Origin of the sequence: Trujillonella endophytica (assembly GCF_900110555.1) — a bacterium.
Lineage (GTDB): Bacteria > Actinomycetota > Actinomycetes > Mycobacteriales > Geodermatophilaceae > Trujillonella > Trujillonella endophytica.
On the sequence record NZ_FOEE01000004.1, the window covers coordinates 104,462 to 127,006 of the forward strand.

At 76.3% G+C, this 22,545-nt stretch carries 25 protein-coding genes; 10 read left to right on the forward strand and 15 right to left on the reverse strand.

Annotated features, from left to right (window positions below; all coding sequences use genetic code 11):
* Position 1: 1 nt before the first annotated feature.
* The 4 genes from BMY88_RS07845 to BMY88_RS07860 all read left to right on the forward strand — a co-directional run bounded on the left by BMY88_RS07845 (position 2) and on the right by BMY88_RS07860 (position 5,288).
* The gene (locus tag BMY88_RS07845) at positions 2–745 is read left to right on the forward strand and encodes an ANTAR domain-containing protein (RefSeq protein ID WP_091941902.1); all 744 of its coding nucleotides are present in this window, start codon (positions 2–4) and stop codon (positions 743–745) included.
* 150 nt (positions 746–895) lie between these two features.
* Positions 896–1,999: a spore photoproduct lyase family protein gene (locus BMY88_RS07850; RefSeq protein ID WP_244524529.1), complete on the forward strand. Its 1,104-nt coding sequence runs from the start codon at positions 896–898 to the stop codon at positions 1,997–1,999.
* Between the two features lie 59 nt (positions 2,000–2,058).
* A complete protein-coding gene (locus BMY88_RS07855; RefSeq protein ID WP_091941906.1) occupies positions 2,059–3,711 on the forward strand; it encodes a SpoIIE family protein phosphatase in 1,653 nt (550 codons plus the stop codon).
* A 74-nt stretch (positions 3,712–3,785) separates the two neighbouring features.
* The gene (locus tag BMY88_RS07860; protein WP_091941908.1) at positions 3,786–5,288 is read left to right on the forward strand and encodes a phytoene desaturase family protein; all 1,503 of its coding nucleotides are present in this window, start codon (positions 3,786–3,788) and stop codon (positions 5,286–5,288) included.
* Between the two features lie 17 nt (positions 5,289–5,305).
* On the opposite strand, the gene BMY88_RS07865 is transcribed toward BMY88_RS07860, so the two are convergent.
* The 4 genes from BMY88_RS07865 to BMY88_RS07880 form a co-directional block, all read right to left on the reverse strand.
* Positions 5,306–6,769, reverse strand: coding sequence for a hypothetical protein (locus BMY88_RS07865; protein ID WP_091941910.1), 1,464 nt, complete (start codon positions 6,767–6,769; stop codon positions 5,306–5,308).
* Positions 6,770–8,338: a leucyl aminopeptidase family protein gene (locus BMY88_RS07870; protein ID WP_244524530.1), complete on the reverse strand. Its 1,569-nt coding sequence runs from the start codon at positions 8,336–8,338 to the stop codon at positions 6,770–6,772.
* Between the two features lie 44 nt (positions 8,339–8,382).
* Complete coding sequence (locus BMY88_RS07875) at positions 8,383–8,550, reverse strand: DUF3117 domain-containing protein (RefSeq protein WP_081807929.1); 168 nt, start codon at positions 8,548–8,550, stop codon at positions 8,383–8,385.
* A gap of 119 nt (positions 8,551–8,669) precedes the next feature.
* The gene (locus BMY88_RS07880; RefSeq protein ID WP_244524531.1) at positions 8,670–9,218 is read right to left on the reverse strand and encodes a DNA-3-methyladenine glycosylase I; all 549 of its coding nucleotides are present in this window, start codon (positions 9,216–9,218) and stop codon (positions 8,670–8,672) included.
* A gap of 118 nt (positions 9,219–9,336) precedes the next feature.
* Between BMY88_RS07880 and BMY88_RS07885 the strand changes: the two genes are divergently transcribed.
* Complete coding sequence (locus tag BMY88_RS07885; RefSeq protein WP_091941914.1) at positions 9,337–10,638, forward strand: HNH endonuclease; 1,302 nt, start codon at positions 9,337–9,339, stop codon at positions 10,636–10,638.
* Positions 10,639–10,759: 121 nt separating this feature from the next.
* Here BMY88_RS07885 and BMY88_RS07890 read toward each other — a convergent pair whose 3' ends face one another.
* Positions 10,760–11,656 carry a DMT family transporter gene (locus BMY88_RS07890; RefSeq protein WP_091941916.1) on the reverse strand — a complete coding sequence of 299 codons (897 nt, stop codon included), beginning with the start codon at positions 11,654–11,656 and terminating at the stop codon, positions 10,760–10,762.
* Positions 11,657–11,740: 84 nt separating this feature from the next.
* On the opposite strand from BMY88_RS07890, the gene BMY88_RS07895 reads away from it, so the two are divergent.
* Together BMY88_RS07895 and BMY88_RS07900 are read left to right on the forward strand one after the other, a co-directional pair.
* Positions 11,741–12,073: a luciferase domain-containing protein gene (locus BMY88_RS07895; protein WP_211435550.1), complete on the forward strand. Its 333-nt coding sequence runs from the start codon at positions 11,741–11,743 to the stop codon at positions 12,071–12,073.
* Between the two features lie 8 nt (positions 12,074–12,081).
* Complete coding sequence (locus BMY88_RS07900; protein WP_244524532.1) at positions 12,082–12,702, forward strand: LysE family translocator; 621 nt, start codon at positions 12,082–12,084, stop codon at positions 12,700–12,702.
* 83 nt (positions 12,703–12,785) lie between these two features.
* Here the strand turns inward: BMY88_RS07900 and BMY88_RS07905 are convergent, their stop codons facing one another.
* The 5 genes from BMY88_RS07905 to dapE are packed head-to-tail and all read right to left on the reverse strand — an operon-like array spanning position 12,786 to position 16,366.
* Positions 12,786–13,502 (reverse strand): DNA alkylation repair protein, encoded by a 717-nt coding sequence (locus tag BMY88_RS07905; protein ID WP_091941920.1) that lies wholly within the window; start codon positions 13,500–13,502, stop codon positions 12,786–12,788.
* A 4-nt stretch (positions 13,503–13,506) separates the two neighbouring features.
* A complete protein-coding gene (locus tag BMY88_RS07910; RefSeq protein WP_091941922.1) occupies positions 13,507–13,971 on the reverse strand; it encodes an SRPBCC family protein in 465 nt (154 codons plus the stop codon).
* The gene (locus BMY88_RS07915; protein ID WP_091941924.1) at positions 13,964–14,392 is read right to left on the reverse strand and encodes a DivIVA domain-containing protein; all 429 of its coding nucleotides are present in this window, start codon (positions 14,390–14,392) and stop codon (positions 13,964–13,966) included. The genes BMY88_RS07910 and BMY88_RS07915 overlap by 8 nt, the downstream gene beginning before the upstream one ends.
* Position 14,393: 1 nt before the next feature.
* The gene (locus tag BMY88_RS07920) at positions 14,394–15,230 is read right to left on the reverse strand and encodes an LOG family protein (RefSeq protein ID WP_091941926.1); all 837 of its coding nucleotides are present in this window, start codon (positions 15,228–15,230) and stop codon (positions 14,394–14,396) included.
* 29 nt (positions 15,231–15,259) lie between these two features.
* Entirely contained in the window at positions 15,260–16,366 is a 1,107-nt protein-coding gene (gene dapE / locus BMY88_RS07925) for a succinyl-diaminopimelate desuccinylase (protein ID WP_091941928.1), read from the reverse strand.
* A gap of 107 nt (positions 16,367–16,473) precedes the next feature.
* Here dapE and dapD point away from each other — a divergent pair, with 107 nt between their 5' ends.
* Positions 16,474–17,448 carry a 2,3,4,5-tetrahydropyridine-2,6-dicarboxylate N-succinyltransferase gene (gene dapD / locus BMY88_RS07930; protein ID WP_091941930.1) on the forward strand — a complete coding sequence of 325 codons (975 nt, stop codon included), beginning with the start codon at positions 16,474–16,476 and terminating at the stop codon, positions 17,446–17,448.
* A gap of 54 nt (positions 17,449–17,502) precedes the next feature.
* The gene (locus BMY88_RS24615) at positions 17,503–18,438 is read left to right on the forward strand and encodes a hypothetical protein (RefSeq protein ID WP_139220431.1); all 936 of its coding nucleotides are present in this window, start codon (positions 17,503–17,505) and stop codon (positions 18,436–18,438) included.
* Between the two features lie 10 nt (positions 18,439–18,448).
* Here BMY88_RS24615 and BMY88_RS23770 read toward each other — a convergent pair whose 3' ends face one another.
* From BMY88_RS23770 to fdxA, 3 genes are all read right to left on the reverse strand, one after another.
* On the reverse strand, positions 18,449–18,607 hold the full coding sequence (locus BMY88_RS23770) for a hypothetical protein (protein WP_170861008.1): 159 nt from the start codon (positions 18,605–18,607) through the stop codon (positions 18,449–18,451).
* A 263-nt stretch (positions 18,608–18,870) separates the two neighbouring features.
* The gene (gene dapC, locus BMY88_RS07940; protein WP_211435569.1) at positions 18,871–19,989 is read right to left on the reverse strand and encodes a succinyldiaminopimelate transaminase; all 1,119 of its coding nucleotides are present in this window, start codon (positions 19,987–19,989) and stop codon (positions 18,871–18,873) included.
* Positions 19,986–20,312: a ferredoxin gene (gene fdxA, locus BMY88_RS24130; protein WP_073418760.1), complete on the reverse strand. Its 327-nt coding sequence runs from the start codon at positions 20,310–20,312 to the stop codon at positions 19,986–19,988. The genes dapC and fdxA overlap by 4 nt, the downstream gene beginning before the upstream one ends.
* A 152-nt stretch (positions 20,313–20,464) precedes the next feature.
* Between fdxA and BMY88_RS07950 the strand changes: the two genes are divergently transcribed.
* Complete coding sequence (locus BMY88_RS07950) at positions 20,465–21,223, forward strand: GNAT family N-acetyltransferase (protein ID WP_091941936.1); 759 nt, start codon at positions 20,465–20,467, stop codon at positions 21,221–21,223.
* Here the strand turns inward: BMY88_RS07950 and BMY88_RS07955 are convergent.
* Both BMY88_RS07955 and mshB read right to left on the reverse strand, forming a co-directional pair.
* A complete protein-coding gene (locus BMY88_RS07955) occupies positions 21,199–21,618 on the reverse strand; it encodes a hypothetical protein (RefSeq protein ID WP_211435551.1) in 420 nt (139 codons plus the stop codon). The two genes, BMY88_RS07950 and BMY88_RS07955, sit on opposite strands and share 25 nt — an antisense overlap.
* Positions 21,615–22,508: an N-acetyl-1-D-myo-inositol-2-amino-2-deoxy-alpha-D-glucopyranoside deacetylase gene (gene mshB / locus BMY88_RS07960; protein WP_244524533.1), complete on the reverse strand. Its 894-nt coding sequence runs from the start codon at positions 22,506–22,508 to the stop codon at positions 21,615–21,617. Before mshB ends, BMY88_RS07955 begins: the two co-directional genes overlap by 4 nt.
* Positions 22,509–22,545: the final 37 nt, after the last annotated feature.

Sequence of the window (22,545 nt, forward strand, 5' to 3'; positions counted from 1 at the left end):
TGTGGGGACCATCGCGGAGCGGTTCGACTCGGCGCTCCAGCGCGCCGGGACGCCGGGCCTCACCGGACCCGAGCTGCTGCCGGTGCGGCTGATGCGGGCCTGCGCCGAGACCCTGCCCGTGGACGGCGCCGGACTCAGCGTCGAGGACGCGTCGGGCCGGCGGCTCCCCCTGGGCGCCAGCTCGCCGGACGCCGCGACGGCCGAGCGCCTTCAGTTCATGGTCGGCGCCGGGCCGTGCCTGGCCGCGCACCACAGCCGCGAGCCGGTCTTCGCCATGACCGCGGACCTGCGCCGCCGCTGGCTGCCCTTCGCCGAGCTGCTGCTGAGCCGCACGCCCTACCGGGGCGTGGTCGCACTGCCCCTGCCGCTGTCGCTGGCCGGCAACCTCGCCATCGACCTCTATTTCACCGACGACGCGGCCGTGCCCCGCCTGCCGGTCTTCGAGGCGATGGCCACCGGTGGCCTGATCACCTCTGCCCTCAGCGAGGCGGCCATCTGGTCGGACTGGGAGCACGCGCACGGCCCCGAGTGGCTGCGCACCCCGGCCGCGAGCCGCCGTGCCGTGGTCTGGGAGGCGCTCGGCAGCCTCGCCGTCGCCCACGGCACCGACTCCCGCGGTGCCCTGGACCTGCTCCGCGCCGCCGCGTTCTCCGCCGGTCGCCCGGTCGACGACGTCGCCGCGGACCTGCTCTCCGGCCGGATCTCGCCCACCTCGCTCGCCCCGCCCGAGGCCCCGGCGACCTGAGCCCGGCATTCCCCCCGCCGGTGTGGGCTCCGCCGCCTCCGGACGCGGAACAGCGCTGCCGCGCCACCCGCTGCACCCAGGGTGGAGACCGCCGCACCGTCGTCCCCCGCCCGCCCGCCGTCCCCCGTCGTCCCGCCGTCCATCGGGGACGTGGCGTCCATCGGGGGCGCGCCGTCCTCCGGGGTGGTCCCGTCCCCGACCCCCCTGCTGGACGTCCGCGAGATCTACGCCGAGCCCGCCGCCCTCGACTCGGCCCGCGGCCGGGAGGTGCTCGCCCGCTTTCCCCGCGCCGAGGTGATCGAGGTGCCCTCGCACTGGCAGATCCCCGACCTGCACGGCAACGCCGGCAACGTGGACCGCTGGGTGCGGGTCAAGAGCGAGACGCTGGTGCTCGGGGTCAAGAAGTCGCTGTCGGCGCGGGCGAACAGCCGCTCGTCGAACTGGATCGCGCCGTCGACGGCGAACGGCTGCGCCATGGCGTGCGCCTACTGCTACGTCCCGCGCCGCAAGGGCTACGCCAACCCGATCACCGTGTTCACCAACATCGAGCAGATCACCGGCTACCTGCGCCGCCACGTCGCCCGGCAGGGGCCCAAGACCGAGCCGGACCAGTGCGACCCCGGCTCGTGGGTCTACGACATCGGCGAGAACAGCGACTGCTCGGTCGACGCGCTCGTCAGCGACAACGTCGCCGACCTGGTCGCCACCTTCCGCGAGCTGCCGACGGCGAAGGCGTCCTTCGCCACCAAGTACGTCAACCGGCGGTTGCTCGGCCTCGACCCGCGGGGGCGCACCCGAGTCCGGTTCTCGCTCATGCCCGACGCGGACGCCCGCGTGATCGACGTCCGCACCAGCCGCATCGCCGAGCGCATCGCCGCCGTCGACGACTTCGTGGCCGCCGGGTACGAGGTGCACCTCAACCTCTCCCCCGTCGTCCTGCGGGAGGGCTGGGAGGCCGACTGGGCGCAGCTGCTCCGGCAGCTGGACGACGGGATCGGCCCGGCGGCCAAGGCGCAGGCCGCCGCCGAGGTGATCCTGCTGACCCACAACCGGGACCTGCACGAGGTCAACCTCGGCTGGCACCCGAAGGCCGAGGACCTGCTCTGGCGGCCCGACCTCCAGCAGCCCAAGCGCAGCCAGAACGGGCAGTGGAACGTGCGGTACCGCAACGACGTCAAGCGGGCCGGCGTCGAGCGGCTGACCGAGCTGGTCGGCCACCACGCGCCCTGGCTGCGAATCCGCTACGCGTTCTGACCGGTACCGAGCGTGTGCGATCCTGTGAACTCGGAACTGGGCGGTTCGGGAGGTGGTCGGTGCCCGAGACCCTCCCCGGGGCAGCCGCGTCGTCGCTGCTGGACTCCCTGCCGGACACGGTGGTCGCCGCCGACGGGGAAGGCCGGATCGTCTACGTCAACCCGGCCGTGACCGCCCTGCTCGGGCACGACCCGGCCGACGTGCTGGGCCTGCCCCTGACGGCGATCATGCCCGCGCGCTTCCACAGCGGGCACGGCGCGCACATCACCCGTTTCCTCACCACGGGCGAGGGCGAGCTCGTCGGGAACATCACGCAGCTGCCGGCCCTGCACGCCAACGGGCACGAGGTGTCCATCGACGTGACCCTCGGGCGGGTCGACCTGCCCGACCTCGGCGCCGCCGTCGTCGCCGTGTTGCGCGACGCCAGCACCACGATCCTGCTGGAGCGTCAGCTGCAGGTCAGCCGCTACCTCGCGGCGACGCTGCGGGTTACCACCGCCCTGACCGAGGCGCCGAACGCCGACGTCGCGTTCGAGCACCTGCTGCCCAACCTCTGCGCGGAGCTGGACTGGGACTGCGCCACCCTGTGGCAGCCCGACGACGCCGCTCAGCGGCTGGTCTACGGCGGCATCTTCGCGGTGCCCGGTGTGGACGTCGCCGCCCTGCACGCGGCCAAGCAGACGCTGACGTTCCACCGCGGCCAGGGGCTGCCCGGTGTGACCTGGCGCCGGCAGACCCCCCAGTCGATCGAGGACCTGCAGTCGGCTCCGCCGGCGTACGGCGCGGCGGCGGCGCGGTCGGCCGGGTTCCGCACCGGCGTGGCCTTCCCCGTCCTGCGCGGCGACGAGCTGCTGGGGGTCTGCGAGCTGTTCACCCGCCAGCCGCGGCCCGTGCCGCCGGAGCTGCTGGAGGTGCTCGGCAACGCCGGCCGCCAGATCGGCCAGTTCCTGGGCCGGCTGCGCGCCGAGTCGGAGATGCGCGAGCTCGCCGACACCCTCCAGCGCAGCCTCCTGCCCGCGACGCTGCCCACCGTGCCGGGGCTGGACCTGGCCGCCCAGTACCGGCCCGGCGGCTCCGCGCTGGTGGGCGGCGACACCTACGACGTCGTCCCGCTGCCCGACGGCCGCTGGATGGTGCTGATCGCCGACGTCTGCGGCACCGGCGCCGAGGCGGCGGCGGTCACCGCGCTGACCCGGCACACGGCCCGCGCCGCGGCCGCCGGTTCCGGCGACCCGGCGGAGGTGCTCGCCGCGGTGCACGCCGCCCTGCTGCACGAGCAGGCGGGCGGACCGCTGCGCTTCGTCACCGCCGCCTGCCTGGTCCTGGAGCCGGGCCCGGGGACGGTGCTGGGCCGGCTGAGCATCGCCGGCCACCCCCGGCCGCTGCTGCGCCGCGGCGAGGGCTGGGAGGAGGTCGGCGTCGTGCACCCGCCCCTGGGCGTGGGCGACGACGCCCGGTTCGAGTCGGTGCCGCTGGTCCTGTCCCCCGGCACGTCGCTGGTCCTCTACACCGACGGCGTCACCGAGGCCCGCGACTCCGCGGGGGTGCAGCTCGGGGAGGCCGGCCTGATCGGCCTGCTCTCCCGGCCCGGCGCGGACGCCGCCGACCGCATCGCCGAGACCATCGCCTCGGCCGTCGCGGCCCGGGTGGCGGGGTCCCGCTACGAGGCCGACGACCTCGCGGTCCTCGCCATCACCGTTCCCTCCCGCTAGCGGTTTCCGCCCGCGCGTTGGCGGCAGCACGCCGCCTCGGGCACGGGCTGCGCGCGGCCGCCTACCGTGGCGGCATGGCGCGGGTGGCGGTGGTGGGCGCCGGGCTCGGCGGGCTGGCCGCGGCCGCCCGGCTCGCCGCCCTCGGCCACGACGTCCTGGTGCTGGAGCAGGCGGCCGCGATCGGCGGCAAGCTCGGCTGGTACGCCCGCGACGGGCACGGCTTCGACACCGGACCGAGCCTGGTGACCCTCCCCCAGGTGTACCGGGACCTGTTCGACGCCACCGGGGGCCCGCTGGACGAGGCCGTCGACCTCGTCCGGCTGGACCCCGCGGTCGCCTACCGTTTCGCCGACGGGACCCGCCTCACCGTCCCCGGGCACGCCGCCGCGGTGCCGGCCGCCCTGGACGCGGCGCTGGGCGGGGGCGCCGGAGCGCAGTGGGCCGGGCTCATGGCCCGGGCCGAGCGGATGTGGCGGGTCACCGAGCAGCCGTTCCTGCGCTCGCCCCTGGCCGGCGTGGCGACGCTGGCCCGGCTGGCCCGCAGCGGCCGGGACGTCGCCACCGTCGCGCCGTGGCGCACGCTGCGCGGGCTGGGCCGGTCGCACCTGCACTCGGCCGAGCTGCGGATGCTGCTGGACCGCTACGCCACCTACTCCGGCTCCGATCCGCGGCGGGCGCCGGCGGTGCTGGCCACCGTGCCGTACGCCGAGCAGGCCTTCGGCTCCTGGTACGTCCGGGGCGGCCTGCGCCGGCTGGGCGAGGCAGTCGCCGCCCGGGCCGTCGAGCGCGGGGCGCGGATCCGGGTCGGGGCGGCGGTCGAGCGGATCGTCGTCGAGGGCGGGCGGACGGCGGGCGTCGCGCTGGCCGGCGGCGAGGTGGTGCGCGCCGACGTCGTCGTGTCCGGGGCCGATGCCGCCGCGCTGTACCGCGACCTGCTCCCCCCGCTGCCCGCGACGCGGCGGGTGCGCGGGGACCTGGTGCGCAGCACCCCGTCGTTGTCGGGCTTCGTGCTGCTGCTCGCGCTGCGCGGCCGCACCCCGGGCCTGGCCCACCACACCGTGCTCTTCCCGGGCGACTACGACGCGGAGTTCGACGCGGTGTTCGGCGCCGGGCGCTCGCGCGGCGTGCCCCGGCCGGTCGAGGACCCCACCGTCTACGTCAGCGCCCCCGACGACCCGGCGACCCGGCCCGAGGCCGACAGCGAGTCCTGGTTCGTGCTGGTCAACGCGCCGCGGCACGACCCGGCCGGTGGGGTCGACTGGGACGAGCCGGGGCTGGCCGACCGCTACGCCGCCCGGGTGCTGGAGGTCATGGCGCAGCGGGGGCTGGACGTGCGGCACCGGGTGCGATGGTCCGTCGTCCGCACCCCGGCGGACCTGGCGCGCGAGACCGGCAGCGTCGGCGGCTCGATCTACGGCACGTCGAGCAACGGGGCCCGGGCGGCGTTCCTCCGCCCGGGCAACGCCGGGCCGGTTTCCGGGCTGTTCCTGGTGGGCGGTTCCGCGCACCCCGGCGGGGGGCTCCCGCTGGTCGCGCTGTCGGCGCAGATCGTGGCCGGCCTGGTCGGACCGGCCTGACGGCCCGCGCAGCCTGCTCAGCCGCGCGCGGCGCCCAGCCCGAGGAGCGCGGCCAGGCCGAGCGCGCTGCGGGGCGCGTACGCCGTGCGCCACAGCCCCCCGTGGACGGCGGCGTGCGCCTCGTCCTGCCACGGGTGCTCCTGCCGGGGTCCGCCGCCGGTGTGCAGGTCGTGCACCAGCAGCGCGGCCATCAGGACGTTGGAGGTCGCGGGTTCGAAGACCTCGACGCCGAACCGGTGGGCTCCGGCGTAGGCGGCGGCCAGCGCGCGGTTCTTCAGCACCGAGCGGGTGCGCGTGGGCGGCGCGACGTTCATCGAGACCGTCGTCCCGGCCTCCCGTGCCGTGGTGGCCCGCCATCGCTGCAACCGCTTGGCCAGCGCGTAGTTCGGGCCCTGCTGGGGAACGAGGCTGTCGTTGATCCCCGGGTCGGCGCCGGGGACGTAGGCGCGCCGCAGCAGGCGCCCGGCGCTGGCGGTGCGCAGGGGGCGGACCAGCAGCTTCGCCGCCGTCGAGCGGCCGGCGTAGGCGTGCACGGAGTGCTCCACCGCGGCACCGGGCACGGCGAACACGTCGGTCGGCGTGGCGAGGAAGGCCAGCGCGAGGTCCGGCCGCTCCCGCTGGAGGCGGAGGGTGAGGGCGTCGACGGCGGTGGACACGCGGACGTTGTCGGCGCCGTCGGCGTACACGTAGTTGCCGAGCACGAGGGCGCCGGGCAGACCGCTTCCCCACTCGGCGACGGCGGGCACCTCGGCCACGAGGTCGACGCCGGCCGCCTCGGCCAGGTCGCCGTCGGACCGACTGCCGACGGGGACCAGGAGGGTGCCGGCACCCCGCGCGGCGGTCTCCAGCACCCTCCGCCACAGCGGCGGGCGGGGCAGGTCCGCCGCGGCGACGCGGGCACCCCAGCGCAGCAGCGCGGGAAGCGGGCCCATCTCGGCGCCGGCGCCGAGGACGACGACGGTCCGGTCGGGCAGCGCCAGCCACTCGGGATGCGCAGCGACCGCCCGCACCGCCTCGGCGGCGGAGGGCTCCATCACCCCGTCGGCCACCCAGCCGTCGAGCCGGCGGGCCAGGTCGTCACCGCGCAGTCGGCCGCCGCGGAAGGGCACGGAGAGCTCGCGCTCGGGCTCGGCGTGGCCGCGCACCTCGCGGGTGTCCAGGGCGCGCGCCGCCGGGGCGGTCGCGAGGGCGGCCAGCGGCTGCTCCGCCCCCTCCACCGCGACCCGCATCCGCTCGTGCAGCGACGTCAGACCGGCGGCGGCGATGGTGCGGGCCCGGTCCGGACGCTCCAGGCCCGCCTCCACCAGGCGGCGGAAGTGCACCAGGTAGCCGGCCCGCCAGTTCGTCTCCTGCTCGGCGGCGAGGGCCCCGGGCGGGTCGATCGGCCGCAGCGCGTCGGCGACGACCGCGCGCCCGACGGCCGCGGTGCTCCGCCGCCCGTCGGCACCGGCCGGGAAGACGACGCCGTTGTCGCCCGCCACTCAGTCCACCGCTGCCGGGAGGGGGTCGACCGGCGCCCCGGCCTCGAGCCAGCGCAGGAGCAGCCGGGCGCCGTAGCCGGTGCCGCCCTTGACCACCTCGGCGTCGTCGGAGCCCGCGCGGGCCGGTCCGGCGACGTCGAGGTGCGCCCACGGGAGGTCGCCGGCGAACGGCTTGAGGAACAGCGCCGCCGTCGTGCCACCCGGGTTGCCCGGGGCGTTGTTCGCATCGGCGATCGTGCTCGTCAGCGCGTCGGCGTAGTCCTCGGCCAGGGGCATCCGCCAGAGCCGCTCGCCGGTGGAGCCCGCGGCCGCGGTCAGCGCCTCGGCCAGCCCGTCGGTGGTGGCGTAGAGGCCCGCCGTCCGGGTGCCCAGCGCGACCTTCATCGCGCCGGTGAGGGTCGCGACGTCGACGAGAACGGTCGCGCCCAGCTCCAGCCGCGCGTGGGCCAGGGCGTCGGCGAGGACCATGCGGCCCTCCGCGTCGGTGTTGAGCACCTCGGTCGTGCGGCCGCCCACGTGCCGCACCACGTCGCCCGGCCGGTAGGAGTCCCCCGACACCGCGTTCTCGGCGGCGGGGACGACGACGGTGACGGCGACCGGCAGCTGCAGGCGCACCGCGGCGTCGAACGCGGCGAGCACCGCCGCGCCCCCGGCCATGTCGGTCTTCATCTCGCGCATGCCGCCGGTCGGCTTGATGGAGATGCCGCCGGTGTCGAAGGTGATGCCCTTGCCGACCAGCACCGGCCGCCGGCTGCCGGCGCCCGGCGGCCGGTAGTCGGCGACGACGACCCGGGGTGGGCTGACCGAGCCTCCGCCGACGGCGAGCACGCCGCCGAAGCCGCCGGCGCGCAGCTCGTCGGGGCCGAGCACGGTCACGGTGACGTGGTGCAGCCCGGCGAGGCGCTGCTGCGCCTGCTCGGCGAGCCACGCCGGTGTCTTGGTGTCGGCCGGGGTGTTGATCAGGTCGCGGGCCCAGGCGACCGCCTCGCCGGTGATGCGGCCGGCGGTGGCGGCGGCGGCGACACGGGGGTCCGGGGCGGCCGCGGCGACGACCGCCACCTCCGCCAGCCGCGGCGGGTGCGGCGTGCTGGTCAGGCGGAAGCGGTAGCCGGCCAGCAGGGCGGCCTCGACGGCCGCCCGCACCTCCTCGGCGCCGGCCGGTGCGACGCCGTCGAGCGGGAGGACGAGCCGGCGTGCCCCGTGCTCGGCCAGCGTCTGCGCCCGCCGCACGGCGGTCGCCACGTACGAGCGCAGGTCCGGGAGGGTGCCCGAGCCGACGCCGACGGCGACCACGCTGCGTGGCCTGCGGCCGGGCACCGGCAGGTTGGTGATCGTGCCGGCGCCGCCGGTGTTCCCGGTGTCGCGCAGGGCGCCCGCCAGCAGGTCCGCGTCGACCGGTGTGGGCCGCCCCGGCTCCGGCTCGGTGAGCCAGGCGGGGAGCGCGCTCCCGCTGCCGACCGGCACGGCCAGGACGTCGTCCGCACCGAGCGACGGCAGGTCGGGCAGGACCTCGACCCGCGGGAACGGCGCGGCCCCGGCCGCCGGCATGCTGCCGTCGGCCGGGGCCACGTCGCCCGGTGCGGGGCTGCCCGAGGGCAGGCTCGCCGCGGTGTTCAGCTGGTCGCGCCCTTCAGTGCCTCCGAGAGCGCCGTCGCCTCGTCGGGCGACAGTTCGACGACGAGACGCCCGCCGCCCTCGAGCGGTACGCGCATGACCAGGCCGCGCCCCTCCTTGGTGACCTCCAGGGGACCTTCACCCGTGCGCGGCTTCATGGCCGCCATGCGTGCCTCCTTCGCCGGCCACCCGTCCCCTTCGATGGCGACGGTGTGGCTCCTCTCCGTGCAGTGAGCTGCACCCATGATCCCGTATCCCTGCCCGCGAGACCAACCTGGGACACCGTTCAGGTGAGGGCGCGGAAACAGGTGGCCACGTGGTCGTCCACCATCCCGGTCGCCTGCATGAGCGCGTAGGCCGTGGTGGGGCCCACGAAGGCGAAGCCGCGGCGCTTCAGCTCCTTGGCCATGGCCACCGACTCGGGGCTCGTGGCGGGCACCTCGTCGAGCGTCGCCGGCCGGGTGCGCGGCCCCTCGGGCGCGAACGACCACAGCAACGCGGTGAGGCCTTCGGGCAGCAGTTGCGCGGCCCGGGCGTTGGCGATCGCGGCGTCGACCTTCGCGCGGTTGCGGACGATGCCGGCGTCGGCCAGCAGCCGGGCCCGGTCCTCCTCGCCGAACTCCGCGACGGCGTCGATGGAGAACCCCGCGAACGCGGCGCGGAAGGCGGGCCGCTTGCGCAGGATCGTCAGCCACGACAGGCCCGACTGGAAGGCCTCGAGGCAGAGCCGCTCGAAGAGGGCGTCGTCGCCGCGCAGCGGCACCCCCCACTCCTCGTCGTGGTAGGTGACGTACTCGGGTGCACTGTCGCCCCAGCCGCATCGAATGGTGTCCACGGGCAGCAAGCTAGCCCCTCCGGCCGACCGTGGCGGCGGCACTGTCCACAGCCGCCTTCTCCATCCACAGGCTCCTTGAGCTGCGGTTTCTGTTGGAGCGGACGACTATTCTTCGCACATGTGTTCGAGATTCGAGGGTGACGCCGTGCCCACCGAGGCCGCTGGATCGTCGTGCCCCGACCTGTTCGGACTGGGGTTGGACGAGTTGGCCGGGCGGGTGCGGGACGGGCTGGCGGCGGTGAACCGGGCGGCGGCGGAGTTGACCCGGCTGGTGCGGATGGCCGACGCGCGACAGCTGCCGGAGCGCGACGGCCTGCGGTCGATGACGTCCTGGCTGGTGGGGCATGCCGGGATGGCTCCGGCGGCGGCGGCGCGGGTGGTGGCGCACGGCCGGGCGCTGGCGCACCTGCCGGCGATGGACGCCGCCTACGCCGCCGGGGCGGTGACCGGTGAGCACGTGACCGAGGCGGCGAAGGCGGTCACGCCCCGGCGGCTGGGGCAGGCCGCCGACGCCGGGATCGACGTCGGCCGGATCGATGCCGCCCTGGCCACCGTCGCCACCTGCCAGCCGTTCGCGAAGCTGGGCGAGGCCGTGGAGCGGTACCTGGCGCAGCTGGATCCCGACGGGCCCGAACCCGATCCCGCCGTCGAGCGGGAGTTCACGATGACCACCCACGCCGACGGGTCGGTGTCGGGCCGCTTCCACCTCGACGCCGTGGGCGGAGCGAAGGTCAAGGCCGCGATCGAGCCGATCGCCGCCACCTCGCGCACCGCCGGCGACGACCGCACCCGCCGCCAGCGCTACGGCGACGCGCTGGTCCAGCTGTCGGATCTGGCCCTGGCCGGCGGCGAGCTGCCGGTGCTGCGGACCCGCAAGCCGCAGATCGGCGCGATCGTCGGCCTGGACGCCCTGGTCGACCCGGACGTGGGCCGCGCTGCCGGGCAGCTGGACGTCGGCGCGCTGCTCTCCGCCGCCCGGGCCCGCTGGCTGGCCTGTGACTCCGACGTGGCCCGCATCGTCCTGGGCCCCGACGGGGTGCTGCGCGATCTGGGCCGCGAACACCGGGTGGTCGACCGGCACCTGCGCCGCGCGGTCGACCTGCGCGACAACGGCTGCGTGTTCACCGGCTGCACCGCCCCGCCCTGGTGGTGCGAGGCCCACCACCTGCTGCACTGGGCCTTCGGCGGCAAGACCGAACTGGAGAACCTCGCCTCCCTCTGCGAACGCCACCACGCCAAGGTCCACCACGGCTACCGCATCGAACGCCTTCCCGACGGCACCTGGCGCACCCGGCGCCCCGACGGCACGCAGATCCACATCCCCCACCGCTTGCCGCCAGAGGACCCCCTCATCGGCCACGACGACACGTCCAGCGCGGCCCTGATCGACCCCGGCTCGCTCCTGCTCGCCGGAGTCTGACCGGCCTGCCCGTGCTGGCAGGACCGGCCCGCCGCCACACCGCGCCACCTCAGCCGCCCACCACCCCCCGGTGAGCGGCCACAGGCGCGCGCCCGCTGCACCAGCGCCCGAGCCCACGGGGTCAGGGGACCGGCGTCTCCACGGTCGGCTGCGCGGCGGTGCGGGGCTGGTTGCGGCGGGTCGCCAGCGCACAGCCCGCGATGACCAGCGGCAGCCCGATCGCCAGGCCGAGGGTGAACGGCTCGTCGAGCAGCAGCACCCCGAGCAGCACCGCGACCGCGGGGTTGAGGAACGTGATCACCAGCGCGCGCTGCGGACCGACCTCGCGGATGAGCGCGAAGAACAGCGACAACGCCAGCGCCGTGCACACCACCCCGAGCACGCCCACCGACAGCAGCGCCGACGCGGGGGCGTCGGCGACCTCGTCCAGCCGGGTCAGCGCGAACGGCGCGTACACGACGGCGGTCACCAGCAGCGCGATCGAGCTGGCCGCCACCCCTGGGACGTCGGCGAGCTTGCGGGTGACGATGAGCGGCGCCGTCCCGTACCCGACGACGACGAGCGCGACCGCGAGCAGCGGCACCCACTGCGCCCCGCCGACGTCCAACCCGAGCAGCAGCGCGATGCCCACGACGCCGAGCCCCATGCCGGCCAGCCGGACCGGGGTGAGCCGCTCCTCCCCCAGCAGCCGCCCGGCGATCGCGGCCACGAAGGGCACCGCCGCCACCAGCAGCCCGGTGAGCGAGCTCGACAGCGACTGCTCGGCGTACCCGAGCAGGAGCCACGGCCCCGTCATCTCCAGCACAGTGAACGCCAGCAGGGGCCGCCAGTGCCGCAGCGCCGGCCGCAGGTGGCCGCGCGCGATCGTCCACGGCAGCAGCAGCGCGGCCCCGATCACGCACCGGCCGAACACCACGACGACCGGCGACAGGTCCTCCACCGCCACCTTGATCAGCAGGTACGGCACGCCCCAGATGACCGACATGGCGAGGAACAGCACCCATCCCCGCCGGCTCACCGAGCACCCCCGCTGACGTTCCGCACCCGGCCATCATGACGACCCCCTGGCCGTCGCCCGCCCCGGCCCGGCAGGCTCGCCCCCATGAGCACGGCGGCCGACGGCGAGCGGCGACTCGCGGCCCTCGCCGAGGCCCTCTCCGGGGAGCCCGGCGTCGAACCGCCCGGTGCCGGCCCGCGCCGCTTCGGCTCCGCCGCGCTGAAGGTCGACGGCTCCATCGCCGCCATGGCCGTGGGCGGCTCCCTCGTGCTGAAGCTACCGAGGGCCCGGGTCGAGGCACTGCTCGCCGACGGCACCGGGACGCCGTTCCGCAGCGGCCGCGGGTCGCCGATGCGCGAGTGGGTCACCCTCGGCCCGGATGACACCACCGATGTCGAGCTCGCCCGCGAGGCACTCGCGTTCGTGCGGAAGGCCTGACCGCCACCGTGTCCGGCTACGGCTCCTTCCTCGCCTTCGCCGCGGTGCTCGTGCTCGTCCCGGGTCCCGACACCGCTGTCGTCGTCCGCAGCACGCTGACCGGCGGGCGGCGCCGCGGCACGTGGAGCGCGCTCGGCATCACCGCCTCCAACGCGGTCCAGGGCACGGCGGCCGCAGCCGGGCTCGCCGCCGTCGTCGTCCGCGCCGAGCCGCTGTTCCAGGCGATCCGCTGGGCGGGGATCGCCTACCTGACCTACCTGGGCGTGCAGTCGCTGCGCTCGGCCCTGCGCGGGCGGTACCCGGCCTCGGACGAGGGGGCGTCGGTCGCCGGCGTCGCCGTGCGCGGCTTCCGCCAGGGGTTCCTCAGCAACATCACCAACCCGAAGGTGCTGGCCTTCTACCTCGCGGTGCTCCCCCAGTTCCTCGGGGAGGCGGCCGCCGTCCCCGTGCTCCTGGCGTTCGCCCTCACCCATGCGGTCATCGGGCTGGCCTGGTCGCTGGTCCTGGTCACGGGCCTGCACCGGTCACGGGCGGTGCTCGACCGCCGATCGGTGCGGAGGTCGATGGACGCGCTCACCGGCTGCGCCCTCCTCGGCTTCGGCGCCCGGCTGGCCGTCTCCCGCGGCTGAGGCGGGCGCCCGGCTGGCCGTTCCCCGCGGCTGAGACGGGCGACCGGCCGTCTCCCGCGGCCGAGGCGGGCGGACGGCAGTCCTCAGACCCGGCCGGCGAGGTAGTCGCGGCGCCGCTCGGCCGGGAATCGCTCGATCGCGTACCGGAGCATCGTGCGCGGCATGCGGGCGTACCGCGGCCCGAGGAACGCCTCGGCCCGCGCCGGGTCCCGGTTGCCGACCTCCCGCAGCATCCAGCCGACGGCCTTGTGCACCAGATCTGCCGGGTCGGTGAGCAGCCGGTCGGCGATCCGCAGGGTCGCCTCGGGATGCCCCGCCCGCACCCCGGCGAACGTCGCCATCACCGCGATCCGCCGGTCCCAGACCGAGTCCGATCCGGCCAGCTCGTCCAGCAGCGGCCCGTCCAGCTCACCGCGGTCCAGCAGCCACGGCCCGAGGAGGTAGGGCGCCGAGGCGTCCACGAGGTCCCAGTTGTCCACGCGGTCGCGGCGGGCGAGGTACAGCTCGACGATCCGGGCGCGCTCGCCGTCGTCGGCCTTCTCGAAGCGGCGGACGAGCACGAACAGCGCCGTCAGCCGCTCCTCGTGCCACGGGCTGCCGAACAGGTCGTCGACGTCGGCGAGGGACGTCCCCGCGGCGTGCCGGCGGGCGATCGCGCGCTGCGGGGGGACGGCGATCCCGAGGAACCGGTCGCCCTCCCCGTAGCCGCCCGGCCGCACCTGGAAGTACCGGGCCATGCCCGCGGCGCGCGCGTCGTCGGCGAGCTCCGCCAGCTCGGCCCGGATCGCGGCTGCCGACACCGGCTCAGACGGGGTAGGTCCGCGCGAACTCGGCGAACCGGCGCAGGGAGCGCCGCACCCCGAGGACGACGAACGGCTTGACCAGCGGCCAGCCCGCCACGCCGAGCAGGCCGAAGGGCAGCCACAGCTGCTCGGTCCAGACGAAGGCCGACCCCCCGCCCTCGCGCGGCTCCACCTCGAAGATGCCGGGCCCGCGCACGATCCGGCCGGTGTGCTGGACGACGACCCGGCTCGGCGGCTCCCACTCGGTGATCACCATCGTGTCGAGCACGCCCACGTGGCGGCGCCGGCCGGGCAGCTTCACCCCGGTGCGCGCGGCCAACCGCCCCTTCACCCCCTGCGCCGGACCGCCGACGGTCTCGACGTCGGTGGCGAGCATCCATTCGCCCTGCCGCGTCCAGTCCGTCAGCGCGGCCCAGACCCGCTCCGGAGGGGCGTCGATGTCGATCCGCTCGGTCAGCTCACGCACGGGGAGGCGCTCCGTTCCCGCTCGGGGCGGTGTCGGCGGATGGGGCGGTGTCGGCGGATGGGGCGGCGGACGGGTCCGCCGGTGCGGGTGCCGCCGGGTCCGGGGAGGCCGGCGCGGGATCGGCCGCCCCCAGCCGGGCGCGCAGCGCGGCGAGCTCCCGGTCGCGCTCGTCGAGCGTGGTGGCCAGCTGGTCCAGCAGCCAGTCGACCTCGGTCATCCGGTAGCCGCGGGCGGTCACCGAGATCCGCAGGACCCGCACGTCGTCGCCGGTGACCGCGCGGTCGGCGGGCAGCTCGACCGGTGAGCGGTCCAGCTCCGCCGGCGGCTGCGTCTCCCCCCGGCCGAGGAGGACCGAGGCGCCGAGGAAGAGCAGCCCGCCCACCAGCAGCACGGTGACGACGAAGACGACGACGGAGAGCACGTCAGTCGTCGACCGGTCCGCTGTCGCGGGGCGCCCGCATGCCCCCGCCGTTGTCCCCCGGCTCGCGCCCCTGATCGGCGGCCCGGATGACGGCGACGACCTCGTCGACGTCGTCGGTCAGGGTGAACAGGTCCAGGTCGGCCGCGTTGATCGTGCCGGCGGGGACCATGGTCGACCGGATCCAGTCGATCAGCCCCGACCAGTAGGCCGTGCCGAACAGCACCACGGGGAAGCGCGTGACCTTGCGGGTCTGCACCAGGGTCAGCGCCTCGAACAGCTCGTCGAGCGTGCCGAAGCCGCCGGGAAGGATGACGAACGCCTGCGCGTACTTCACGAACATCGTCTTGCGGATGAAGAAGTAGCGGAAGGCGATGCCGACGTCGACCCACTCGTTGAGCTCCTGCTCGAACGGCAGCTCGATGCCGAGGCCGACCGAGAGGCCGTCCGCCTCGCACGCCCCACGGTTGGCCGCCTCCATCGCACCGGGACCACCGCCGGTGATCACCGCGTACCCGGCCCGCGCGAGCGCCGCGCCGACCTCCACGCCGGCGGCGTAGAACGGGTCGTCGGGCTTGGTCCGGGCGCTGCCGAAGACGCTGACCGCCTTGGGCAGCTCCGCGAGCAGGCCGAAGCCCTCGACGAACTCGCTCTGGATCCGCAGCACGCGCCAGGGGTCGGTGTGCACCCAGTCGGTGGGGCCGCGGCGGTCCAGCAGCCGCTGGTCGGTCGTCGTCCCGACGGTCCGGGGGTCCGGCTCGCCACCGCGCAGCATCACCGGCCCGCGGTGACGGGTCGGCCGCGGCCTGCGACCCTCGGCCGGCTCGGGCGTGGTGGTCATGGGGGGGAGGTCCTCCGGGGGATCGGGAGTCAGGCGGGCGGGGCGGAGAGGTAGGCGACCAGCGCGTCCTCGGCGGGCTGCAGCCGCTCCACCAGGACCGACTCCTCCCGGGTGTGCGCCAGCTGGGGATCGCCCGGGCCGTAGTTGACGGCGGGGATGCCGAAGGCGGCGAACCGGGCGACGTCGGTCCAGCCGAGCTTCGCGCGCGGGGGGCGGCCGACGGCAGCGACGAACGCCGCCGCCGCGGGCTCGGCGAGCCCCGGCAGCGCACCGGCGGCGTTGTCCACCACGGTGAGCGTCACGCCCGCGGCGAGCGCGTCGGCGAACACCTCGCGGACGTGGGCCTCGGCGGCGTCGGCGTCCCGGTCCGGCGCGTACCGGAAGTTCACCGTCACGCGGCACTCGTCGGGCACGACGTTGCCGGCGACCCCGCCCTCGATCCGCACGGCGTTCAGGCCCTCGCGGAACAGGCAGCCGTCGATCTCGACCTGGCGCGCGTCGTAGGCCGCGAGCGTGCCGAGGATCGGCGCCGCACCGTGGACGGCGTTCACCCCGAGCCAGCTGCGCGCACTGTGCGCCCGCCGGCCGGGCACCTCGAGCACCGCGCGCAGCGTCCCCTGGCACCCGCCCTCGATCTCGCCGTCGGTGGGCTCCAGCAGGATCGCGAGGTCGCCGTACAGCCAGCCGCGCCGCTCGCGGGCGACCCGGCCGAGGCCGTTGCGCACCGCCTCGACCTCTTCGTTGTCGTAGAGCACGAAGGTGAGGTCGTGCGCGGGCTCGGCACCGGGGACGCCGAACCGGGCGGCCAGCCGCAGGATCACGGCGTCGCCGGACTTCATGTCGCTGGTCCCGCAGCCGTGCAGCCGGTCGCCGTCGAGCCGGCTGGGCACGTTGTCCGCGATCGGGACCGTGTCCAGGTGCCCGGCCAGCACGACCCGGCTCGGGCGGCCGAGGTTGGTCCGGGCGAGCACCGAGTCCCCGACCCGCTCCACCTCCAGCCCGCCCAGCGCGCGCAGCGCCGCCTCGACCGCGTCGGCCAGCGCGCCCTCGTCGCCCGACACCGAGGGGGCGTCGACGAGTGCACGGGTGAGCGTGAGGACGTCGGCGTGGAGATCGAGGGGAGGGACGGCGCTCACGGTCGCCGAGCCTAGATGACGGGCCCCTCCGCTCCCCGCCGCTCGCACGGTCACGGCAGGCCCCTGCGCAGCGGCCGGGAACGGGCCGCTGGGTACCGTCCTGCACCGTGACTGACGCCGCACCCCGCTCCGCCGTCGCCGCCGGGCTGGCCACCGTGACCCGCTCCGGCACCGTCCTCGACGTCTGGTACCCCGAGCCCACCCTCGGTGCCCCCGCCGGCGCCGCGAACGGCACCGCCCAGCTCGGCGCCCTCGAGCTGTCCGGGGAGCTCGGCCCCGACTACGGCGGGCTGGTGCGCACCGACGACGCGCGCGGCGTGGAGGTCGTCGCCGTCCGCACGGTGATCACCGACCTGGCCGCGCCGCCGGTCGACACCTACGACGTCTGGCTGCGCCTGCACCTGCTCAGCCACCGGCTGATCCGCCCGCACGGCGCGGACCTGACCGGGATCTTCGGCCTGCTCACCAACGTGGCGTGGACCAGCGCCGGGCCCGTCGAGGCGGCCGGGTTCAACGCCCACCGGCTGCGCGCCGCGGTGGGGAACGTGACGGTGTTCGGCGTCGACAAGTTCCCGAAGATGACCGACTACGTCATCCCCTCCGGCGTCCGCATCGCCGACGCCGACCGGGTCCGGCTGGGCGCGCACCTGGCCGAGGGGACGACGGTCATGCACGAGGGCTTCGTCAACTTCAACGCCGGCACGCTGGGCCCCTCGATGGTGGAGGGCCGGATCAGCGCGGGCGTCGTCGTCGGCGCCGACAGCGACATCGGCGGCGGCGCGTCGATCATGGGGACGCTCTCCGGCGGCGGCAAGGAGGTCGTCTCCATCGGCAGCGGCTGCCTGCTGGGCGCCAACGCCGGAGTGGGCATCTCTCTCGGCGACGGGTGCGTCGTGGAGGCCGGCTGCTACGTGACGGCGGGGTCCCGGGTGACGCTGCCTGACGGCTCCACCGTCAAGGCCCGCGAGCTCTCCGGCCGCAGCGGCCTGCTCTTCCGGCGCAACAGCGTGAGCGGCGCCCTCGAGGCCCTGCCGCGCGCCGGCGAGTGGGGCGCGCTCAACGCCGACCTGCACGCGAACTAGGGCCCGGCGCCGCTTCCAGGGTTCGGCCAGGGAGCCGACCTACCCTCGGAGGCGATGTCCAGCCCCCGGCACCGCCGCCCCCGGTCGGGTGCGCGCCGCACGACCGGGCGACGGTCGGGCGGTCCGCGCCCGCGACCGCGGCCGTCGGGGGCGACGCGCGCCCGGAGGCGCCGCGGCCGCCGCCGGGTTCCCCCGGCCCTGCTGGGCTGGGGAGCCGCCCTCGTCGCCCTCGCGGTGGTCGTGGTGCTCGGGGTCCGGATGGCCGGGGACCGGACGCCGGCGTCGGCGACCGGCCGGTGCTCCGTCGCGGGCAGCGAGCTCGAGCTCGACGGGGAGCAAGCGGCGTCGGCGGCCACCATCGCGGCGGTGGCCCGCTCGCGCGGCCTGCCCGAGCGGGCCGTCGTCATCGCGCTGGCGACCGCCCAGCAGGAGTCGACGCTGCGCAACCTCGACCACGGCGACCGGGACTCCCTCGGCCTCTTCCAGCAGCGCCCCTCGCAGGGCTGGGGATCGCCCGAGCAGGTCCGGGATCCGGTGTACGCCGCGGGGAAGTTCTACGACCGGCTGGTCGAGGTGCCCGGCTGGGAAACCGGGCGCCTCACCGAGGTCTCGCAGTCCGTCCAGCGCTCGGGCTTCCCCGAGGCGTACCAGAAGCACGAGCCGATGGCGCAGACGCTCACGTCGGCGCTGCTGACCGGCGGGCTGAGCTGCTCCTGGGAGCCGCAGGAGGTCGGCGGCCGGCTGAGCGAGCGCACCTCGGCGGCCGCCGGGCGGGCCGAGCGGGAGCTCGGGGTCTCCGCGAGCGAGGAGTTCGGGGCCGTGTCCCTCGACCCGGCCGCCGGCTGGCTCGGGGCCACATGGGCGGTGGCCCACGCCGAGGGGCTGCAGGTCGAGTCGGTCGCCTACGCCGGCCGGACGTGGACGCCCGAGGGCGGCTGGGCCGACTCCGGGGCCGGCGCCGGGGCCGTCCGCCTCGAACTGCGCGCCTGAGCCCCCGGTCTCAGGCCACGCGCAGCCGCAGGGCGTAGAGCTCCGGGTGGTCGGCGAACGCCGGCTCCCCGGGCAGGCGCCGGTCGGGGATGCCGACGCTCCAGGTCTGGGCCAGGGCGAGCAGCGACACGACGGCGAGGACGGCGAGCAGGACGACGAACAGGGTCATCGGAGGACCTCCGGGTGCGGGGGCGCGGTGCCCCGGGACGGGAGCGCCGTCCCGATGTCCGCGGCGGCGCGACACGACGGTGCGCCCGGCCGCTTGCGCGGGGGTGGCGGTGCACTGGCACCGCACTGGAGGCCTGCGGACGGCGTCTGCCCGACGGGTCCCGGGTCGAGCCGGGCGGTCGCCGCCGGAGCCGCCCCACGGCGCGGCTCCACGGGCGGAGGACCGGCCCCACGTCGGCCCGGGAGGGGCCGGCGACCGCGGCCTCAGCCGGCGAGGCGCTCCACCGCGGCGTCGATCCGCTCGTCGCTCGCCGTCAGCGCCATGCGGACGTGCCGGGCGCCGGCCGGGCCGTAGAAGGAGCCCGGCGCGGCGACGATGCCCAGCCCGGCGAGCCAGTCGATCGTCGTCCAGCAGTCCTCGTCGCGGGTGACCCACAGGTAGAGCCCGGCCTCGGAGGCGTCGATGCGCGCCCCCGTGCCCCGGACCGCAGCGGCCAGCCGCTCGCGGCGGGCGCGGTAGCGCTCCCGCTGCCGGTCGACGTGCGCGTCGTCGGCCAGCGCGGCCGCCATGGCCGCCTGCACCGGCCCGGGCACGAGCAGGCCCAGGTGCCGGCGCACGTCCCAGATCCGCCGGACCAGCGCGGGGTCGCCGCAGAGCAGCCCCGCCCGGTAGCCCGCGGCCGTCGACTGCTTGGACAGCGAGTGCACGGCGAGCAGACCGGTGTGGTCGCCGCCGGCGATCTCCGGGTGCAGCAGCGAGCGGGGCTCGGCCTCCCAGCCGAACACCGCGTAGCACTCGTCGGCGACGACGGGCACACCGTGCTCGCGCCCCCACGCGGCCCAGCGGCGCAGCTCGTCGTCGGACAGCACCCGCCCGTGGGGGTTGCCCGGGGAGTTGATCCAGACGAGCACGACGTCGCCCGGCTCGGCGGGCGGCACGTCGCTGCGCAGTACGGACAGCCCCGCCACCACCGCGCCGACCTCGTAGGTCGGGTAGGCGACCTCGGGGATCACGACCGTGCCGGTGCGCAAGCCCAGCAGCGTCGGCAGCAGCGCGACGAGCTCCTTGGAGCCCACCGTCGGGATGACCGGCGGGTCGGCGGCGAGCGGGTCGACCACCCGGACGCCGAGCCGGCGCTCCAGCCACCCGGCGGCCGCCGTCCGCAGCTCCGCGGTGCCCAGCGCCGTCGGGTACCCCGGCGAGTCGCCGGCGGCGGCCAGCGCTGTCGAGAGCACCTCGGGGGTGGAGTCGACCGGGGTTCCGATGGAGAGGTCGACGACGCCCCCGGGGTGCTGTGCCGCGCGCGCCCGCGCCCCCGTCAGGGAGTCCCACGGGAAGTCCGGCAGCCCGCCGACGGGCCGCCCCGCGACCGGCGGGGTCAGTGCCCTTCGCCCTGGGGCGGCAGCGCGGCGACCAGCGGGTGGTCGTGACCGACCTTGCCGGTCTTCGCCGCACCACCGGGGCTGCCCAGGTCGGAGAAGAACTCCACGTTGGCGTTGTAGAAGTCCTTCCACTTGTCCGGGACGTCGTCCTCGTAGTAGATGGCCTCCACCGGGCAGACCGGCTCGCACGCACCGCAGTCGACGCACTCGTCGGGGTGGATGTAGAGCATCCGGTCGCCCTCGTAGATGCAGTCCACCGGACACTCGTCGATGCAGGCCTTGTCGAGCACGTCGACGCATGCCTGGGTGATCACGTAGGTCACGGTGTTGCCTCCCGAACGCGCAGCTCGACCGGGCGTCAGCCACGGTCACTCCTCGCCGCACAGTATGACGCCCCGCGGAACCGTGGGCGCGCGCGGCCGGGCGCGTCACCCGGTGGAGTCGCCGTCGGGGCCCGCATCGCAGGATCACGGGCATGGGACAGAGCCGCGCACCCCTCGACGTCGCCGGGCTGGAGCACCTCGCCGCCCGGGGCTGGCGCGGCTGGGACTGCGCCCCGCTCGGCGACTGGCTGCTGCGCGCCGGCGGCGGGTTCACCGGCCGCGCGAACTCGGCCCTGGTCGTCGGCGACCCGGGGTGCCCGCTGCCCCAGGCCGTCGAGGCGGTGGGCGGCTGGTACCGCGAGCGGGGCCTGCGCCCGGCGGTGCAGTTGCCCGGGGTCCGGTCCCGCGCGGCCGGCGCCGCCTTCGCCGCGGCCGGCTGGGAGCGCGACGAGGACGTGCTCGTGCTGACCATGCCGCTGTCCGCGCCGCCGGACGACGGCCGGGTCCCCGTCGAGCTCTCCCCCACCCCGGACGACGCCTGGCTGGCCGGCTACCGCCACCGCGGGGCGCCGCTTCCGCCGGCCGCCCGCCGGGTCCTGACCGACGCCGAGGAGGTCGTCTTCGCCTCCGTGCGCCCGGAGCCCGCCCCGGCGCCGCCGGCGGCCGTCGCCCGCGGCGTGGTGACCGACGGCTGGCTCGGCGTGGGCGCGGTGACCGTCGACGAGGCGCACCGCCGGCGGGGCCTGGCCACGGCCGTGACGACCGCGCTCTACCGCTGGGGCGCCGAGCGCGGCGCGCGCTGGGCGTACCTGCAGGTGGCGGCGTCCAACGCGGCCGCCCGGCAGCTGTACCGCCGGGACGGCTTCATCGAGCACCACCGCTACCACTACCGGCGCGCGCCGCTCCCCTGAGCGGGCGCACCGTCCGGCGGCGCCGGCGCGCCGGCCGGTGCGACCGGCCGCGGCATCGCCAGGACCCGGCCGACGGCGACGGAGGCGCCGAGCACGCCGAACAGCAGGAACGCCAGCCCCTCCCAGCCGCCGGTCAGCACCAGGTCGCCCTCGGGGCGCCGCTGACCGGCCGGCAGGACCACCACCAGCCACACCAGCGCCGGCAGGACGGCCGCCACCCGCGAGCCGGTGAGCCGGTGGGTGATCCAGACCAGCAGCAGGTTGGCGGCCAGCGCGGCCGGGATGGAGACCGGCACCGGCACGCCGCCGATCCGCAGCGGCAACCAGAGGAGCTCCACGAGGGCGGCCCAGACGGCCACCACCGTGGCGGCGAGCCCGCCGGCGACCGCCCTCACCCGCCGAGCCCGGCGAACAGGTCGTCCTCCCAGCCGTGCGGTCCCGGGCCCGCCGGACCGCGCTCCCCCCGCACCAGCCGGTAGTGCTCGACCCCGAGCACCTCCTGGCCGAAGTTGTTGGAGAGCGCGAAGAAGGGCCCGTCGACGGTGATCTGCGTGGCGTGCGCCCGCATCGCGGCGTGCTTGGCGCCGGCGGCGTCCCGGCCGTCGACGGCGGCGGTGACGACCTCGTCGGGCACGGCGAACGGGATCTCCTCGACGTCGCCCAGCTGCTCGAACGGCGAGGCCTCCCCCAGCGACGCCATGGCCTCGGCCCCCTCGCGCAGCACCGAGCGCGGCACGCAGCACCAGTAGACCTTCGCGACCGACCACGGCTCGCCCAGCTCCGGCCGGTAGCCGGGGTCCGCGGCGGCGTCGACCGCGGCCATCGCCACCCGGTGGGCCTGGATGTGGTCGGGATGGCCGTAGCCACCGTTGTCGTCGTAGGTGACCAGCACCTGCGGCCGGGTCTCCCGGACGACGGCGACGGCGTGACCCACGGCCTCGTCCAGGTCGGCGTTCCAGAAGGCGCGGGGCTTGGCGTTGGCCTCGGTGCCGATCATCCCGGAGTCGCGGTAGCGCCCGGCGCCGCCGAGGAACCGCCAGTCGGTGACCCCGAGGGCGGCCATCGCCGCGGCGAGCTCGCCGATGCGGAACCCGCCGAGCTGGTCGGCCTGGTCGGCGGCGAGCTGGGCCAGCCCCGGGACGAGGACCTCCCCCTCCTCGCCCAGCGTGCAGGTGAGCAGCGTGACCCGGGCGCCCTCGGCGACGTAGCGGGCCATCGTGGCCCCGTTGTTGATCGTCTCGTCGTCGGGGTGGGCGTGCACCAGCAGGAGGCGGCGGTCGATCACGGCGAGATCCTGCCGGATCGTGCCGCGACCGCGCGCC